The 18,963-nt window shown below is 35.5% G+C and carries 9 protein-coding genes and 1 tRNA gene; 3 read left to right on the top strand and 7 right to left on the bottom strand.

Annotated features, from left to right (window positions below; translation table 11 throughout):
* Nucleotides 1–12: 12 nt before the first annotated feature.
* From J3U36_RS04120 to J3U36_RS04105, 4 genes are all read right to left on the bottom strand, one after another.
* Complete coding sequence (locus tag J3U36_RS04120) at nucleotides 13–5,058, bottom strand: autotransporter outer membrane beta-barrel domain-containing protein (protein WP_267378060.1); 5,046 nt, start codon at nucleotides 5,056–5,058, stop codon at nucleotides 13–15.
* 406 nt (nucleotides 5,059–5,464) lie between these two features.
* Nucleotides 5,465–6,070 (bottom strand): TetR/AcrR family transcriptional regulator, encoded by a 606-nt coding sequence (locus tag J3U36_RS04115; RefSeq protein ID WP_220216702.1) that lies wholly within the window; start codon nucleotides 6,068–6,070, stop codon nucleotides 5,465–5,467.
* A gap of 255 nt (nucleotides 6,071–6,325) precedes the next feature.
* Nucleotides 6,326–7,576 (bottom strand): serine/threonine transporter SstT, encoded by a 1,251-nt coding sequence (gene sstT, locus J3U36_RS04110; RefSeq protein ID WP_267351241.1) that lies wholly within the window; start codon nucleotides 7,574–7,576, stop codon nucleotides 6,326–6,328.
* 351 nt (nucleotides 7,577–7,927) lie between these two features.
* Nucleotides 7,928–13,102, bottom strand: a complete 5,175-nt coding sequence (locus J3U36_RS04105) for an autotransporter outer membrane beta-barrel domain-containing protein (protein WP_267378064.1) — start codon at nucleotides 13,100–13,102, stop codon at nucleotides 7,928–7,930.
* 730 nt (nucleotides 13,103–13,832) lie between these two features.
* Between J3U36_RS04105 and J3U36_RS04100 the strand changes: the two genes are divergently transcribed.
* Genes J3U36_RS04100 through J3U36_RS04090 form a run of 3 tightly spaced genes read left to right on the top strand, consistent with a single transcriptional unit; the run spans nucleotide 13,833 to nucleotide 17,713 of the window.
* A complete protein-coding gene (locus J3U36_RS04100) occupies nucleotides 13,833–14,984 on the top strand; it encodes a hypothetical protein (protein ID WP_267360493.1) in 1,152 nt (383 codons plus the stop codon).
* Nucleotides 14,984–16,354, top strand: coding sequence for a DUF6384 family protein (locus tag J3U36_RS04095; RefSeq protein ID WP_267378069.1), 1,371 nt, complete (start codon nucleotides 14,984–14,986; stop codon nucleotides 16,352–16,354). The genes J3U36_RS04100 and J3U36_RS04095 overlap by 1 nt, the downstream gene beginning before the upstream one ends.
* A gap of 3 nt (nucleotides 16,355–16,357) precedes the next feature.
* Nucleotides 16,358–17,713: a hypothetical protein gene (locus J3U36_RS04090; protein WP_267378072.1), complete on the top strand. Its 1,356-nt coding sequence runs from the start codon at nucleotides 16,358–16,360 to the stop codon at nucleotides 17,711–17,713.
* A gap of 269 nt (nucleotides 17,714–17,982) precedes the next feature.
* Here J3U36_RS04090 and J3U36_RS04085 read toward each other — a convergent pair.
* The 3 genes from J3U36_RS04085 to rsmD all read right to left on the bottom strand — a co-directional run bounded on the left by J3U36_RS04085 (nucleotide 17,983) and on the right by rsmD (nucleotide 18,951).
* A tRNA-Gly gene (locus J3U36_RS04085) sits at nucleotides 17,983–18,058 on the bottom strand.
* Nucleotides 18,059–18,130: 72 nt separating this feature from the next.
* Nucleotides 18,131–18,388, bottom strand: a complete 258-nt coding sequence (locus tag J3U36_RS04080) for a DUF1145 domain-containing protein (protein ID WP_267351250.1) — start codon at nucleotides 18,386–18,388, stop codon at nucleotides 18,131–18,133.
* Nucleotides 18,388–18,951, bottom strand: a complete 564-nt coding sequence (gene rsmD / locus J3U36_RS04075) for a 16S rRNA (guanine(966)-N(2))-methyltransferase RsmD (RefSeq protein ID WP_267378076.1) — start codon at nucleotides 18,949–18,951, stop codon at nucleotides 18,388–18,390. The genes J3U36_RS04080 and rsmD overlap by 1 nt, the downstream gene beginning before the upstream one ends.
* Nucleotides 18,952–18,963: the final 12 nt, after the last annotated feature.

Here is an 18,963-nt window from a genome sequence, read left to right as displayed (position 1 = left end):
TGTTATATTAATTTACCAGTTGGCTTTGAGACCTATTGACCCATTTATTGGGGCTTTGACTCTGGCATTGCCACCATTTGACCAAGTGTGACCCAATTCACCGTAGGCGGTAAATTGCGTGTTGATGTCAACGCTTCCACCAATCGCTAATTCAGTACTGGTATGTGACGCACCACTACGGATTGTCTTGGTGTAACTTGGTGTAGCAAAGTGGGTACGATCAGCACCATTTGGCGAATAGAACAGGTTTACTCGCGCATAGGGTCGTAACGTGCCAAAATCCGTAACAAAATCGTTTTCGATTCTACCCCCAATACGGAATAGCCAAGCATTATTATTACTATGTTTGACGGTTGTGTTACCTTTTATATGGCTTTTATCTAAATCGAGCCATTGGTGTATAATCTGTACTTGAGGCTCTAGCTTCCAACCCATATCACTGAATGTAAACGGTTTACCTAATTCGATTGAAGCGGTGGCGCCATAGCCTTTTTGTTTGCTGTTGGTGTTACTGTTTGGTTTGATATTGATTTTATGTCGTGCAGCTTGCACCACTAAATCCAGATAACTGCCGTCATCATGCGTGTAAGTCCCATAAGCACCAATAAAATACGTGTCAGTCGTATTTTTTCCAACATCTCCATTTACACCACTTGCAAACCCGTTAACTTTTAAGTCACCGTATAGATAACCAAAATAGGCGCCTATACGCCAATCATTATCTTGCCAGATATCACTACCTAATTGTAAACCGGTGTAATTTCCTTTGCTGTGAGTATTTAATACGCCGTTTTGTTTGATATCTTTGCGTGCTGCAATGAATCTACCCCATGTGTTAGTGACATCGTTGCTTGGCGTATTACCTATGCGTTGGTGTAGATTGCTGAGCATGATAATATCCGCTTGACGTAATTGCTTACTCACCGCTGAATAAAGTGGGGCTTCTTTTCGGTAAGTTAAGCGTTTGTTGTTGGTATTATGCTTTTCTTCTTTTTGATGATTTGAATCAATAATAGGGTTCAAATCGTGATTATTTTCATCATTGTTAGAATCAGTTGTTCCCGGATTATTTTCTTCATTCTTTGAATGAGTATTATTCTTGTCGGTAATTTGATCTTCATTTATGTTGTCTAAATAGGAGCGTAAATACCAATTATCATTTTGCTTATTGAGATCACCTTTATAAAGATAATATTCGAAAGCGCCGACATCTAAATGTCCACCTTGTAAATTGAATGCGTCATTGGTACTACTGCCTGTCACATTCACCACTTTAATGCCATTTGTATTTGTGGTGTCCGCTCCAATACCATTGACATTGTTTATCTGTAATTGTGTTTGTCCAGTTACATGACCATTCACATTTAATCTATCGGTATCACTTTCACTACCTTGTACCACGGTATCCAGAATTAATTTACCATTGTTGCCGACATAGTCACCGTTAATTATTAAATTTTCGCCAGCCTTTGAATTACTCAGCGTTATGGTTCCTGCGTTATTGATGGTACCGTTTACCGTAGCTTGATTTAATGATGTTTGTAATTTCAAAACAGAATCAGCGTTTAAGTTAAGGTTTTGAGTATCTAAATCGCCTGTTAATGTAAATGTTATCCCTTGCCCTACGTTGATATTTTCCCAATTTAGCACAGATACATCGCCACTACGCCCCGTACTTGTTGATGATCCTGTCAGATCTTGGTAAAGATTGAGTGTATCGGTTGACGATGATTGTGAACTGCGCATTGTATCACTACCACCATCAATAATCGTGAGGTCGGTAATATTCGCATTTTTATGAATGGTGAGGGTATCATTACCCGTTCCAAGTAGGATTTGTCCACTGATTTTTGAACCATCATTAAGAGTAATTATCGCATCACTAATTTCATTTTTAATTGATGCGCCTATTAGGGCTGAAACATCCGATCCTGCATTAAGATTGATATAGGTTTTTGTCCCAACATTACCTGATGAGTAAATGCCAGCACCAGGAAGGTTAAGTTGATTTTGCCCCTTACCAACTACCGTACCTGCGATATCAATTTTAGTTATGCCTGTCCCGTTATTGGTGACATTAATCCCACTATTTAGTCCAATTATGCTACCAGCCGTTTGGGATAAGATGAGATCGCTTGACGTATTGCCGTTTTTAACTAATATTCCCGAACCATTATCACCATTAATATTTCCTGATACAGTAATAGATGAAATCCCTGTTCCTAAATTACTCACATTGATACCATTATCTGAACTGGTTACGCTACTGGTTGCCTTTTGTTCAATATATAAATGTTGAGCTTTATTTTTATTGGACGCTGAGATCGCATCTCCACGCCCTGCTTGAATGTTACCTTCGACAGTAATGCTTGTCGATCCTAATCCTTGGTTAGTCAGATTGATCCCATTTTTACTTCCTTGAATATGTGCCTGATTTTGGAGCGAAAAGATCAGATCTTTTGTTGTAACATCATTAGCCACAATGATTGCATCTAAAGAATGGCTTAGGACAGATCCATTAATGTTAATAGAGGTTGAACCACGACCTTTATTCACTAAATTGATGCCATTAAGTTGTCCTGTAATGGTGGCATTATTATCAAGTATTACCGATAAATCATTAGCGGTTGAATCATTTGAAGCAACGATTGCATCATAAGTTGAACCGGTTACATTACCGGTTAATGTTATATAAGATGAACCTTCACCTTTGTTGGTAATATTAATACCGTTTTTTTGGCCTGTAATGTTACCTTGTATATGATTTATCTTCATATCTGTTGTATGGACATCGTTAACAGCATATAACCCATCGTATTTTGCACCGATTACATCTCCCGACGTGGTAATGTTGGTTTCACCAAGACCACTGTTTGCCATATTGATACCGTTTAATGCACCATAAATATTTCCTGATGATTGCTTAACGGTTAGATCATGTGAATTGGTGCCATTTAAGGCGTACATACCGTCATTTTTCTGTCCTTTTATCACACCTGATGTTGAAATAGAAGTCGATCCATTACCATGATTGGCAATGTTGATTCCATTGGCATTCCCGTTAATGATGCCTGCCGATTGTGTAATAGATAAATTTTGAGTGTTTGATTGATTCGCCGCATATAAACCGTCGTTATTATTGCCAAATACTTCGCCTGATGTGGTAATAGTGGTTGAACCTTTACCGCTATTGGCCATGTTTATTCCATTTAAATTACCAGAAATTTTTCCACCTTTTTGGTTGACGGTGATGTTTTGTGTGTTGATATCATTAAAGGCATACATACCATCATTATTTTTCCCAATGACTTCACCCGATGTGGTAATTTGGGTTGAACCGTTGCCTTTGTTCGCCATGTTTATGCCATTTTTATTACCTTGAATACTTCCGTCTGATTGTTCGACGGTGAGATGCTGAGTGGTAGTATCATTAAGGGCAAACATACCATCATTTTGGTTGCCTAACACTTTTCCTTGTGTTGTTATGAATGTGGATCCCTTTCCTTTATTAGCAAGATTAATCCCGTTCGTATTGCCACTGATTTTGCCGCCGTTTTGTTTAATCGTCAGATCTTGCGTGTTGACATCATTCGCCACATACATGCCATCATTATTTTCGCCTATGACATCACCCACTGAGTTAATGGTGGTTGATCCGTTTCCCTGATTGGCAAGATTGATGCCATTAAGCTTGCCATTTACAGTGCCCCCAGATTGATGCACAGTAAGGTCATGCGTATTGTTACCGTTATAGGAGTATAGCCCATCATTTTCAGTACCAATAATATTACCTAAGGTGGTGATAAAGGTTGAGCCTTTACCATTATTCGCCATATTGATCCCGTTTTGCTTACCTTGAATCTTGCCGGATAACTGATTAAGTGTGAGGTCATGGGCATTGGCATGATTAGCATTGAATAACCCGTCATTTTGATCACCAATGACATCACCTGAAGTCGTGACCAGTGTTGAACCGTTACCATTATTTGTCATGTTAATACCATTTGTACTACCATGAATCGTGCCTTCTAATTGGTTAACGGTGAGATCTTCTGTATTTTCTTTGTTGACGACAAACATGCCATTTGCTGTTTGACCTTCAACACTTCCTGATGCATTAATCAACGTCGATCCTATACCGTTGTTTATAATATTGACACCATTTGCGTGGCCTTTAATACTACTGCCATTCATTTGTGTAACGGTGATGTCTTTGGCTGTGGTATCATTAAATATGTAAATTCCTTCATGTTGGCTACCAATGACTTCGCCAGAGGTAGTGACCGTTGTCGAGCCCGTTCCGCTATTGTTTGCATAAATACCGTTTGTTCTGCCCGATATACTTCCTATCAGTTGGATAACCTTAAGATCCTTTGCACTTGTCGCATTATCAGCTTGTATTCCGTTGGCTGCTTCACCAACAACGCGTCCAGAAGTGGTTAGTGTTGTGGTTCCGTTACCTTTATTCTCGACTTTAATCCCATTTTTTTTACCCTGAATGCTACTGTTACCCATTTGTGATACTTTTAAATCTTTTGTGGTTTCGGTATTGTTTACCGCGAGCCCATTCTCAGCTTTTCCTGTAATCACGCCTGATAGCATGATGTTACTTGAACCAATACCGCCGTGAGTAATATTCACTCCACTGGCTTCACCAGTTATGGAGCCAGCCGCTTGGTTAAAAGTAAAATCACTGGTGTTACTGTCGGTTGTGTAATCGTATCCATCATTCGAGTTGGTAATATCGTTTGATATAGTGATGTTTTTTGAGGTGGCAAAAATACTTATGCCAGCGCTGTGATTAATAAAATTCTGTAGAGGATTACCGCTGTATGGCAAGTTTAATGATTGATTAATATTAGGTTTTTGTGAAACAATTGCATTATTTAAATCGTTTGCCGTGTCACTTGCATAACTGTAATGTGTTAATACAAAACTCAAACTGACAACAGTAAGCAATTTTACCGAAAAACTTTTACCTTTTGATTGGGTATTTTCCGAAGTTGGTACATAACTTTGACGTACTGCATCCCAAATAAGCCTATAAATTTTGTTCATTATTTCCTCTCACTTAATCAGAGATATTTATATTTATGTAAAATATAGCTTTTAATTTAAATGAAAATGCTGATAGAAAATTAACCAACGAATATTTTGTTTTTAATGTAACGAGATACAAAAAACTTATGAAAATTTAATGCATTATGTAAAGATATTTATGAATAAAAATAAAATTGCGTTATTTACAAATAAAATGATGAAACGAAGTACAAGGTGGAAAGATTGTATATTGAATTTATCGATTATTTTTTGCTTGAAAAGATAGTACGATAATTCGCTATTATTTGTATCATATTGCCTAGTGATAGGCAATCAAAATAATATAAATTGTCTTTTAAAGGTTATTTAAGCGTGCGTAACATGAATTGGTTAGGAGGGAATAAATCAAAATTAACCATTGGTATTATTGAATTATTTTATCTAAAAAAAGTTGAATAAACAGATCTAAAGGTGCCGATTTTTTTATTAATTTACTACGAGTTACGGCGCCTTCCCAACCAATCCAAAAAAATTCTGCAAGGGCTTTACAGTTTACCGCTGAACTCAGTTCTCCGCATTGTTGTGCCTGTAATAAACAGTGTTCTAGTTTGGTCTGCCAATTTTGTAAAATCTGTTCAAGTAGTTGTGCATACCCTTCCGGTAATAACGATTCTTCTTGGATTAGTTCGCCAATTAAGCAACCACGATTAAAATCATATTTTGCCATGCCTTGTTTAGCATCTTCATAAAAAGCTTTGATTCTAGCGAGTGGTGATGATATCAAGCTGTCGGTTAGATGTTTATCTAATTTATGACTAAAAAAGCTATCATAAGACGCGATAATGGCTCGCCCAAAATCTTCTTTACTTTTGAAGTAGTAATAAAATGACCCTTTGGGTACACCAACCTGTTTCAATATGCTTTCTAGATTTGAGGATAGGTAGCCATAAGTTGTCATTAACGCCATGCCACTACGGATCAATGCTGCTTTAGTGTCGTTACCTTTTTTTGAGAATGACTGTGTTGACATAGTGATTTATAGGAGGTTGTCAAATTGTTAAAAAGATTCTCATAATAATGAGTCGTTTTAATAAAAGCAATCTTATTGTGCATGTGGGTTATAGACACCATTATGAATGGTGTCACATAACATTGTTAAAATGTGACTTTCAACGCTTCGCATGATAATGGTTAGATTATCATGCTTTTGGGAGGTATTTAAGCAGTGAAGTATTTTGTTTGATTAACTGATTGTTTAAATAATCCTTCATTAAAAAATAAGATGTTAATTTAATGCCGATTGTTTCTTTTGCGCTGCTGATGATACAGCACCGATAAATACCACATCGCTGGAGGAATTTAATGCGGTTTCAACGGAGTCTTGAATGACACCTATTGCAATGCCAATACCAATTACATTTGCTGAAATTTCATTCGGTATGCCAAACATACTACAGGCAACCGGAATAAGAAGCAGTGAGCCACCGGCAATACCTGATGCACCACAAGCACATATAGAAGTAATAATACAGAGTAAAAGTGCGGAGTAGATATCGACATGGATATTAGCACTTGCTGGCATTGAGTTGACAGTGGCAAGTGTCAAAACGGTTATGGTGATTGCCGCCCCAGACATATTAATCGCAGCACCAAGTGGCACAGCAACCGAATAGGTATCTTCATCCATTTTATATTTTTTACAAATTTCAATATTAACAGGAATATTGGCGGCAGAGCTACGGGTAAAAAAGGCGGGGATCGCACTTTCTTTTAAAGATGTAAATACTAATGGATAAGGGTTTTTACGCATAACCAGAAATGCGAGTAGGGGATTAATCACTAATGCAACAATTAGCATACAAGCAACTAATACAATCAGTAAATGCGCATATTTTAATAATTCGCCAAAGCCTGTTTTTGCCAGTGTTGATGCTACAAGTCCAAATACACCTAAGGGCGCAAAACGGATGATAATTCTCACAATAAATGAGATAGCATAAGATAAATCGCTCATCATGGTTTTGGTTGTTTCACTTGAGTGCCTTAAGGCTAAACCAATGCCCACACCCCATATAATTAAGCCAATATAGTTGGCGTTGATAAGGGCACTAACTGGATTATCGATCATCTTTTCTAATAAAGTTTTTAATACCGCAGAAATGCCATTAGGTGGAGTAAAGGTTAAATTTTCAAGTGTATCACCAAATGAGATTTGCGATGGAAATAGAAAGCTGGCAACCGTGGCTAATAATGCTGCTAACATCATTCCAGTCAAATAAAGTGCAATTAAGGGTTTCATGTTTGCTTGCTTGCCTTGTTGGTGATTGGCAATTGAGGCAATAACGAGAATCAAAACTAATATTGGCGCAACGGATTTAAGCGCATTGATAAATAGTTCTCCAATCAAAGACATATCTAAGGCGGTTTCTTTTGAGACGGCAGCCAAAATAATGCCTAAAATTAATCCTAATAGTATCTGTGGTATTAATCCCACTTTCAGATAGAAACGAACTAATGGATTGGATGATTGACTCATAATTGTTTTCCTATTTTGAAACAAAATCTGTATAACAAGCCGAAACAGTACCATAATTCATTAGTATCTTTATAGAAAATAATCATTATCATAATGTTTTTTTATATAGCGCTTGAGATAATTATTAAGATTAATTACGCAGTGATGTGAAAGCGATTTAAATCGTTGCTAGAAGATGATAATTAATATCACAAAGTCTAAAAATGTATTTTTAGTTTTTATCGATTTGTAAGCGTGATTGGATGAATGATTGAGGCTAAATTATAAAAGTAGTAAACAAATTTCAAGATAAAACCGATAGCAACAATGTTATCGGTTTTATCTGTTTTTAAATTAGGATGCTCAGTAATATTACCAGTTGGCTTTAATACCTATTGAACTGCTGAATGGCGCTTTAACTCTCGCTTTTCCGCCATTAGTCCACGTATGCCCAACTTCAGTGTAAATACTCATTTGATTGTTTAATTCATAACTGCCACCGAGTGCAATTTCTGAGCTGAGGTATTTTGCGCCATTACTGAATTTTGTTGATGCACTCTGGCTAGCAAAGTTAATACGATCGGCGCCATTAGGTGAATAGAATAAATTCGCCCTTGCATAGGGACGTAAAATACCGGTTTCGGTTTGGAATAGACCTTCAAATCGACCACCAACACGGAATAACCATTTATTGATATGACTTTGTTTAATTTTAGTGTTTCCACTCACATGACTATCATCCAAATTTAACCATTGGTGTATTATTTGAGCTTGTGGTTCTAATTTCCAGCCACTATCCGATAAGTTAAAGGGTTTGCCTGTTTCGATCGATGCACTGAAACCGTATCCTTTTTGTTTGCTGTTTTTATTTCCATTCGGTTTTACATCGGTATGATGATGCGCACCTTGTAAAACAATATCCACATATGTGCCATTGTCTTGCATATAGGTACCATATGCACCTAAAAAGTATGAATCGATTTTGTTACTTCCCACTCGACCATTTTTGCCACTCGCAAAGCCATCAACACTTAAATCTCCACGCAAATAACCAAAATAAGCCCCCATACGCCATTCTTTATTCTGCAAAATATCACTACCTAACTGTAAGCCTGTATAATTCCCTTTGCTATGCGCGTTAGCTATACCGCTCTGTTGTAAATTGATCCGTTTATTGATGAATCGGCCCCAAGTCATCGGTGAATCTAAAAATGGCGTATTGCCGATACGTTGGTGCATATTGCCTTGCATAATATTATCAGCTTGACGTAATAGGGCGGGAATGGCAGCAAACATTGGGACTTCTTTTCGGTATGTTATTGTTCCAGGGGTTACATTAGGATCTTGCGGGTCAGGGTCGATAATCGGGTCGGTAGGTTCTGTATGGTTATCTGGATTGTTCGGGTTATCCGGATTAGTTGGATTAGTCGGATTTTCGGGGTTGGTTGGGTTGTCCGGATTGATTGGTTGCTCTGGATCTTTAATCAAAAATGATCGTAAATACCAATTATTATTTTGTTTATTAATATCGCCTTTATATAGGATATATTCGTAAGCACCCACATCGATATGTTGATTTTCAATGCTAAATGCATCATTCGTGCTCGTACCATCAACATGAACGACTTCAATGCCATTGGTATTACCTGTATCCGCACCTAATCCATTAATATTATTGATGCTGATAAATGTATTGCCCGATGTGTTACCGTTTACAATCAATTTATCTGTTGGACTATCACTGTCTTGAACAACGGTGTCGAGTATTAATTTACCATTATTACCTATGTAATCACCACTTATTGTCATGTTATCGCCGGCAAAAGTGTTGCTTAAAGTGATTGTTCCACCATTGTAGACGTTACCATTAACTTTAACTTGATGAAGAGAAGGGTGCAGGTCAACTACAGCACCAGATTCAAGCGTTAGCTTGTTGGTGTTGAGATCACCGGTTAATGTTAATCTACCTGTATTTTTCAGTGTGATATCTTCCCAATTATAAATAGCAACATTATTAATGGCACCATCAGAGGTTGAAGAACCTGTAAGATGTAAATTCAGTATGAGCGTATCAAGTTCAGATGCGCGCCTGATTTGATTTTTTTTCTCGCTACCATCAATGATAGTGAGTGCAGAAATATCGGCACCTTGATTCATGATCAAGGTATCATTGCCCGAACCTAATCTGATTTCTCCACTTACTTTAGAACCATTATTTAGTGAGACGATGGAATCGGTTGATTCATTTCTAATCGCAATATTATTTGCTGATGAAACATCAGCACCTTGATTAAGATTAATATAGGTTTTCGCGTTTTCTTTACCTGAAGTATAAATACCATTCCCAGATACATTATCTTGGCTAATCACTTTGCCCGATATATCAATTTGCGTGAAGCCTGAACCATTATTTATCGCTTTAATACCACTATCAAAACCTGAGATTACGCCATTTAATTGAGTAATTGTCATATCGGTTGCTGTTTCTCCATTAATTAAATGAATTCCTGAACCCATGTTAGCTGTAATATTTGATGAAGATGATAATGAGGTAAAGCCTTTTCCTTCATTTAGGGCATTAATACCATTATCAAAACTTTTAATATTACCAGACGATTCAATTTTGAGGTTTTGTGTCAAATTTTTATTTACCACGAAAATACCATTACCACCATTAGAAAGAATTGAACCTTCATTAACAATATGCGTAAATCCACGTCCCTGATTGGTGAGGTAAACACCATTTAAAGCGCCTTCTATATTGCCTTCTTTCTCTTGTTTAAACGAAAGATTGTTCGTGTTGGTATCATTAACCACAAGGACAGCATCTCGGGTTTGGCTATTTATTTTCCCTGCCACTTTTAATCCTGTTGAACCTTGTCCATTATTTAATAAATTAACGCCGTTAATATATCCCTTAATTTCACTGTTTTTTATCTGTCCAAATATCAAATTATTGGTTGAAGACTGTCCTATAACTTCTACTCCATCAAGCGAGTTACCGGTAACGTTACTGGCTATACTGACTAGGGTTGAACGTGTTCCATTGTTGAGCATTTTTATGCCATTTAATTTACCATTAATTTCGCCAGATGATTGAATCACGGTCAGATCTTTAGCATGAGAATTATTGATAGCATTAATACCATGACCTTCTAATCCATTAACCTTGCCTAATGTGGTAATGGTACTGGAATTTTGACCATTATTTAAAATATTAATGCCATGATTTGATCCTGTGATATTGCCGTCTAATTGACCAATTTTTATTTCTTGTGTATTATCATTTCCTAATGCATAAATGCCGTCTTCTTGACCGCCAACAATATTTCCAGATGTATTAATTGATGTTGATCCTGTTCCATTATTTTCAATGTACACACCATAAATTAACCCTTTAATCAATCCCGATGTTTGCGAAACAACAAAGTTAGTACTTGATTGATCATTTAATGCATGAATACCATTTTTTTGGCTACCAACCACATCACCCGATGAAATTATTGATGTTGAGCCACTGCCTTTATTTTGTATATTGATTCCATTTAGATATCCATTAATGCTACCTTTCGTTTGCATAACATTCAAATCATGTGTATGAATATCGTTAATTGCATATATACCATCATTTTCTTCACCACTTACAGTGCCTGAAGTTGTTATATAGGTTGAGCCATTACCAGAATTGTTATAATTGATACCATTCTCTTTTCCTTGAATCATACCCGAAGATTGTTTAGCGGTTAGATTTTTAGTATTAGTATGATTATTAACAAATAAACCATCTTTACTACCGCCAGTAACGTTGCCAGCTACAGTGATAGAGCTTGAACCATTACCGTTATTATCAAGATAAACACCATAGTTTTTTCCAGAAATGCTTCCAAGTGACTGAATCAAATTAATATCTTTCGCATTGTTATAATTTATCGAATAGATACCACTTGATGAGCTTGAGGTTATTTCACCTGCAGTTGTAATTAACGTTGTGCCATTACCCATATTGAAAGTTTCAATCCCATTTAAATTCCCATGGATTGTACCGGATGCTTGGTTAATGGTGATATCATGCGTATTAGTATTATTCTGAACAGATATTCCGCTTAAATTTTGTCCTGTCACGTTGCCAGAAGTGGTTATCAGTGTTGAATTTGTGCCGCCATTTTGAGCAAAAATACCAATAGTGGAACCAATAATATTGCCTTTCAATTGATTGATAGTTAATTCTTGAGTATTTGCAGCGCCAAAAGCGGCTATACCATTTGATTGTTGACCAATAATATCCCCATTGGCTGTAATTGACATAGCATCATTACCAGTGTGGATTAAATTAATACCTTGATGATAGCCAGTTATACTGCCTTTTAATTGGTTAAATGTAAGTTTTTTGGTATTGTTTAAATTATCGATTAATATCCCATCTCCTTCCTGACTAATAATATCCCCTGACGTGGTTACGACTGTTGAACCATTACCATAGTTTTCCAATTTCATACCGTGGGATTGACTAGTGATATGTCCATTAGACTGGGTAACTGTTAAGTCATGAGTATTGTAATCATTATGAGCGAATATGCCATATTGTGTTTGTGCTGTTATGTTTCCAGCCGTTGTAATTGTAGTTGACCCGTTGCCTGCATTATTAGCAAAAATCCCATTTAGAGCACCTTTGATTGAACCGCCATATTGACCAATAGTAATATCACTTGCGTTTGAATTGTTGATTCCGTAGACTCCATCTCCTGAGTCAGAAATGACTTCTCCCGACGTTGAGATGTTCAATGAACCTTTACCATTATGCATAGCTCTAATCGCTAATATACCATGAATGACGCCAGCCGATTGCGTGATATTTAAACCTTTAGTATCAACGTTATTTTCCACATTAATAGCAATCCCCTTATCAGCGATCACGGATTCTGAGGTGGTAATTGTTGTTACCCCACGCCCGTTATTTATTGCCTGGATACCAAATTCTTGTCCATGAATATTAGCACCAACTAATTCTGTAATATTTAAATCTTGGGCATCAATTGCATGTGTGACTTGTATCCCCGCATTTGTCTTTCCAATAACACTGCCAGAAATGGTAAGATTTGTAGAGCCTTTACCATTATGATTGATGTTAATGCCATATTTACCGCCAATGATTTCACCCGCTGGCTGATTCACAGTTAAATTATCGACATCAGAACTACTTGAGTAATCATAACCATCGTCATTCGATTCAATATGATTTGGCAGTGTGATTTCCACCGAATTGTTTAAATTAGTTATTGAGTAAGGATATTGAAAATATTTTGGAGTTTGCTGGCTAACTTGATGATTGTCGTATGGTTGTTGATCACTCTGCTGCTGGCAATTCGTATTAATGTCTGAAAGATTATCAATACATTGTGCATAGCTTATGGAAATCGAGGCTAACGTTAATGTTGTTATTGACAGTAAATTGGTGAAAAATAATTTACTCTTAGATTGTGCTTTTTCTGAAGTTACGATAAAAGCTTGACGCTGTGCATTCCATACCAACTTATATATTTTATTCATGGTAATCTCTCATTTATATTAACAATTAAACAGAACTCTGAATCGACAGAGCAAATAGTTGAAAATGACAGCTGAGAACTCATTACGTGAATCTGGCAATTATGTTAAAAAACAAAGTAGAGCTTAATTTTTTGAACATATACCTACTTATATAACTAATAATTGGAAACGATTTTTTTGACTAGCAACAGATTATTGTTAATGCTAAATATGAAAACAGTTTATATTACTAAAAATGGGAAAGTGTAAAATTGTAATTTGTTTGTTTTTTTACTTAAAAAAATAAAACTAAAAAAGAAGTAACTAAGCTTTTTTTACCATATAGCAATAAAATTGGCAATCAAAAAATAAGCAATCATGATGAGTTAAATTGTTTACTTTTGATATTCATTTAAATAGTTTATTTTTTTATCCAATAGATTGAATCCATTTTCTTAGTCATTTTTTTATAAAAAAATTAACTGCAACCTTATTGTCAGCGATAGCCAATTACTCCCATTCTCAAAATGGCGATATGTCAAAACAGAAATTACATCTTTGCTCATATTTTTGAAATATATTGGGAATATTATGCCAAAAACGGGGGTTGTGTTTTTATTACTAAATTTGAATTATTAACCTTTAATTAAAACGAATCTCAAATTGTGATTAGTTTTTTATTAAGATATAATTCAATCAGCTCGCTTAAGCGATTAATATTAAAGATAAAATGGTTAAAGGAATAAAAAGGATGTCTAGTCAGGTTGTTTCATATGTAGATAGAGCTGTACAATTGTTAAATAAAATCGGAATTATGATTAAACCTCAAGCCGATGCGCCGATTTTAAAACTATTAGATAATATTGCTGAAATTGATAAAAATCGTATTATTGCCATTGCGCGAACACTTCAACAGCAAAGTGCATTTAATGAAGTGGTTCGGGAGCAAATAGACGGTGTACACGTTTCAGATCGCTATACCAAAATTGTCAGCCATTTTGATAGTATTCGTACGGATATGGAAAAAATGTTGGGTTGGCTAGATGACGGTAAATTAGATTTTATCGAAAAAATCAAAATGGGTTGGATGACCTTTCAACGCGGTTCTATTCCAGATCGATTTAACTTGATTAAGAAAACCTATTTAGAGGTTTCGAAAGAAACTGGCAATCAGGTTCAACGTGAACATGTTATTTTAAATGCTTATCAAGATTTCCGTTTTGGCTTAAAACAAGCTCAAATTGTTGCGCAAGAAGTATTGCAAATTGCTACTGCTCGCCTTGATGACTGCAAACAAAAATTAACAGAGGCTATTGCTGAAGTTGATAATTTTAATGTTGATGATCCTGTCGCACGTGCTCGTCTAGAACTTTTACGAGATGAAGCATTACGTAATGTTCAACAAGAAGATAGTCGTTATCAAATTGTGTTAGATCTCGCCAATAATTTAACTGTTTCTTATAATTCTGCCGAAGCAGTCTTTGCCCGATTACAGCAAACCACTTCTGTGAAAGAACGTGTTTATCAACAAAGTGTTAGCTTTTTTTCAACCAACGAAATTGTATTTACTGCTTTAAGTGCTTCAATTACTTCATTAACAGGATTAAGTGAAAGTACGAAAACCTTAGAGGCAATGAAAGAAGGTATGAGTAAAGGTATTGAAAGCATTGCGACTTCTGGTAATAAACAACTAGAAGAAGGTTTAAAAGCAGGTTATGGCTCAACCATTAAAGCGGATTCATTGCGAGCTTTGGTCGAATCAATTGTAAATTACCAAGAATCAAGCCAACAATTAATTGCCGAACTCAGAAATGAGTCGATTGATAACGCCAAAGAAATAGATCGGATTGTTGAAGAAGGAAAACAACGCTTTAATAATATCATTTTGAAGGTTGAGGGTTGATGCAGGATATTAAACTGAGTGATCAATTAGGTGCAATGGCAATAATTGATGAGCTTTACCAAAAACAGCAACTATTACTTGAGCATTTGGATCGCGATAAATTACGGAGTAATTTAAAAGAAAGTATTAAATCCTACTATCAAGCTAAAGGGCAAATTGTCGATAATCAAATCATTGAAGAAGGCATTAATCGATGGTTTGATCATCGATTACGTTTTAATGCTCCTAAGCATTCTTGGTTTCAGCATTTGTTGGTACTCTGTTATATTAAAAGAAAGGCGATATCAATAGTTATCGGTGTTATTTTGTTTTTATCTGTCATAGTGGTTTACAGTAAATTAAGTGTGACAAAAGATATCAAAGCCAACATCGATAACTATTATAGTCAGATTTTAACGTCTAAAAACACCTTAACTGAGTTAAAAAATCAGTTTACCAAAATTGATAATTATCCTATTCATTATGCACAGATTCCCGCCAAAAAATTAAAAGCTTCTATTGCAAGTCTGCTTAATCAAGATTTAATTCCGACGTTGGTTAAACCAACGGTTGCTGGTTCTTTTATTACCGAAAGTGAACAAGAAACATATAATAAATTTAAGCAAGCCAGTCTTACCGTAAGTGATAAATTATCTGAAATACGTTTGCAAATGAAAACGTTAAATACATTGCTTGAAGATGATAGACGATTAGCAGAATTAATTAAAAGTGACCAATTTATCAAGGAAAGTAAGCAATATCCTGTATTACAACATGCGGTTGATTCAGTTATTGACAATCTGAATCAAGGACAACAGGTTGTCGATTTTAGTCAAATTGAAATGCTCTACAATTCTATCGATAGGGCAAAGGCGATAGCAAATAAAATCCAAGCTGATAATAATCAATTTTTAGCACTTAATGTGCCTGATTCGGATATGAGACCTGTGCTTGCATTACAAGATGTGTTACAAGCAGATTTAAAAAATCTCAGTTTTGATAATGTAGAAAACTATCAAAAAATGATAGCTTATTATCTTAAGCTTGCTCAAACTAATTTGACGTTAACGATTGTTGATAACCCGTATTATAAATCAGGTGTTGAGCGGACACATGAAAACACGAATGGAAAATCTTGGTACATTATTGTTACTCCAACATTGCCTAATGGAGATACCACTTCGTTATGGGTAAAAAGTATTGAAACGGGCGAAACAGAATTTGTGGATATGTTTGGTCAACAGGTAACTGAAAAAGCCTATAATAGTGTCAGAGCAGATAAAATTGATGATGGGCATATTGATAATAACCAATTATGCAATAAACCGAAAGGACGTTTAATGTTTATTTGCCCAAATTCGGTTAAGTCAGGACGGATTTTGGAGTGGTAAAAAATGCAACCTAAAAAGATTGAAAGAAATATTGAGGATAAACTTTCGGGTGTAAATGTTTCATTAACAAAAGCGAAAAAAGAGTTGCAAGATTCTCGTCAAAAAATTGTGGATATGAAAAATGAACAGGTCGAAAAATATCAGAAGATAGCAACGATTTATTTATTAGAATCGCCTAAAAATGATGATGTTCAGATTCAAAAGTTCATCCGACAATTACAAGAGTTATGCCGTAATTTAGAAGATAAATCGGGTCAATTAGATCATGTCATTGAAGACTATAATCAAAAAATGGCAGAAGTGCTGTTGCGATTAGATGAGCTAACAACAAAGAAGATTATGCAACTTGAAAGTGATGCTGATTATGTCTCGATTTTTAATCATTATAACGAAGCTAAATTAGCGTTAACCTCCGAAACAAAAAATTATAATGCGTCTAAACAAGAATTTATAACCAAATTAGCACAATATCATAAGAATCGTTATTACAACTATTTGGTTAATCGCCGATTTGGCGAAAGTAATTATAAAGCTTTTGGGATATTTCGTAAGTTAGATGCTTGGGTAGCCAGATTTGTCAATTTTTCTGAAAACTACAAAAATCAGATAATACTTGAGGCGTTAATAAAAGAGTCTAAATTGCGTTTTGAAAATAAAAAAAACGTCTACGAACAAATTTCGAAACAGAAAGAACAAAAAGAATATGAAGTTGAAAAAAGCTTAAAATTACCCGAGACAAAAATGGAATTAGCTCAAACTGAGCAAGATTTAGCAGATTATAAAAAACAAAAACTGGAGACTGAAAATACCTTAGAAGAAGTTCGAAAAGGCGAAAGTTTTCAGTTTAGGACAATTTCAAATCAACTTGCTAAATTGTTCCAAGAACAAACTTTTAATAAGTTAACGGATTTAACTTTGCAGACTCAATCGAAAGAAGATGATGCTTTGTTAGAAAGAATTTTAGAGCTAAACCAAAAAATTAAGGATACGGAAGCCTATCTTATCACGTTACTAAAAACGATTAGAGAACTGGAGAATACTTATCATCGCTTTGAACAAGCACTTTATATATTTAAAGAAAATAATATTCCGAGTTCTCTTTATGAATTTAATCTATCATCATCAAAACTTGATGATTTATTGAATAACTTATTCAATAGTCGTGTTTTTCCTGAAAGCATCATTCAAACACTGTTAGCCTATAGAGTAGTCAGACAAGAAACGCATTCTTCAGGTTGGTCAGTAAGTAGTTCATCTTCTAGCCGTTCTTCGTCAAGGAGTTCTTCTTCAAGAAGTAGTGGATTTAGATCGAGTTCCTCATCTGGTGGGGGTGGTTTTAAAACAACAAATAGTTTTTAGTTGTTTAGTAAACAGGATAATATTAGTAAAGTAAACGTTTGGCATTGCAGGCATACGACGATATATAGGGCAAAATAAATTGAGTTTTTATTTTGCTTTATTTTTGTTTGTCTTTTGAGAAAAGACAAAGTACATTTCACTTTACTAATAAGTAAAACATCTACGATTATCAAAAGGGAATTACACAGACAATATAATGGGTAATAAGTATTAACACAATTAAATAATATAATAAACGGGTATGTATAGAGTTTTTATAAGGATGAAATTGGAGCGGGAAACGAGGTTCGAACTCGCGACCTCAACCTTGGCAAGGTTGCGCTCTACCAACTGAGCTATTCCCGCTTTTTGGAATTCTTCGTAAGAAGTGGTGAGCATTATACAAAAAATTTTTGAGGTCGCAAGATTTTTTTTTAACTATTTTTTATATTTCCAGCTAAGTGATTCAAAAAAACCAAAAATAAATAATCTAAGTGGTTTAAATTTATCCTCTCGCTTTTCTTGATTGGTCATCGTTGAGTAAAGAATCCAAGCTTGTAAACCGTGCAAAAGCGTAAAAATGAGTAATCCTACATAGGCAACAACATTGGCTGGAGTGGGGTAGGGGTGGATTAAATTGACGAATAAAAATAGCCAAACTATAGAATAAAAAATCTTACCAAATAATATGAACATCAAATTTCTTCTCGTATAAATAGATAACTATGAACTTGACCGGCGGTTTTTTCGCGATGTAAATGCCAGTTATTCGGAATGTAACTCAATACATTGTGATCGATTTCCGTCTCAATGTAGAGGTAGCATGAGGCGTTTAGCCAGTTATTTTTCTCAAGGTAGTTTACCGTATCGGCAACTAAACCTTGATGAAAGGGGGGATCGATGAACACGATATCAAACTTTTTTGAGGCGGGTTTATTCAACCAATTTAAAGTGTCTGTATGGTAGATATCGATAGCATGACTTGCTATGAGCTGTTTATTTTTGTTGAGTTGGCTCGCGACTTGCTTGTCTTTTTCAAGTAACGTCACGCTTTTAGCCCCGCGTGAAGCGGCTTCGAATCCCAATGAACCACTACCTGAAAAACAATCCAGACAGGTGCTGTCATGAATAACTGGCATTAGCCAGTTAAACAGTGTTTCTTTAATGCGATCTGTGGTCGGACGCAACCCTTGCTTGTCAAGTACAGCTAATTTACGTCCTCGCCATTTTCCGCCAATTATTCTGATTGAACCATTCATTATCATACCTCA

The organism is Gilliamella sp. B3817 (assembly GCF_026536705.1).
In the GTDB taxonomy this organism is placed as follows: Bacteria; Pseudomonadota; Gammaproteobacteria; order Enterobacterales; family Orbaceae; genus Gilliamella; species Gilliamella apicola_I.
The sequence above is the reverse complement of the archived record's forward strand: the minus strand, read 5'-3'. Positions and strand labels throughout refer to the sequence as shown.

Excerpts from the sequence above, each read along its gene's own strand:
- J3U36_RS04090 (WP_267378072.1), top strand. The coding sequence starts at position 16,358 with ATGCAACCTAAAAAGATTGAAAGAAATATTGAGGATAAACTTTCGGGT.
- rsmD (WP_267378076.1), bottom strand. The coding sequence starts at position 18,951 with ATGAATGGTTCAATCAGAATAATTGGCGGAAAATGGCGAGGACGTAAA.
- J3U36_RS04095 (WP_267378069.1), top strand. The coding sequence starts at position 14,984 with ATGCAGGATATTAAACTGAGTGATCAATTAGGTGCAATGGCAATAATT.
- J3U36_RS04120 (WP_267378060.1), bottom strand. The coding sequence starts at position 5,058 with ATGAACAAAATTTATAGGCTTATTTGGGATGCAGTACGTCAAAGTTAT.
- J3U36_RS04080 (WP_267351250.1), bottom strand. The coding sequence starts at position 18,388 with ATGTTCATATTATTTGGTAAGATTTTTTATTCTATAGTTTGGCTATTT.
- J3U36_RS04100 (WP_267360493.1), top strand. The coding sequence starts at position 13,833 with ATGTCTAGTCAGGTTGTTTCATATGTAGATAGAGCTGTACAATTGTTA.
- sstT (WP_267351241.1), bottom strand. The coding sequence starts at position 7,576 with ATGAGTCAATCATCCAATCCATTAGTTCGTTTCTATCTGAAAGTGGGA.
- J3U36_RS04105 (WP_267378064.1), bottom strand. The coding sequence starts at position 13,102 with ATGAATAAAATATATAAGTTGGTATGGAATGCACAGCGTCAAGCTTTT.
- J3U36_RS04115 (WP_220216702.1), bottom strand. The coding sequence starts at position 6,070 with ATGTCAACACAGTCATTCTCAAAAAAAGGTAACGACACTAAAGCAGCA.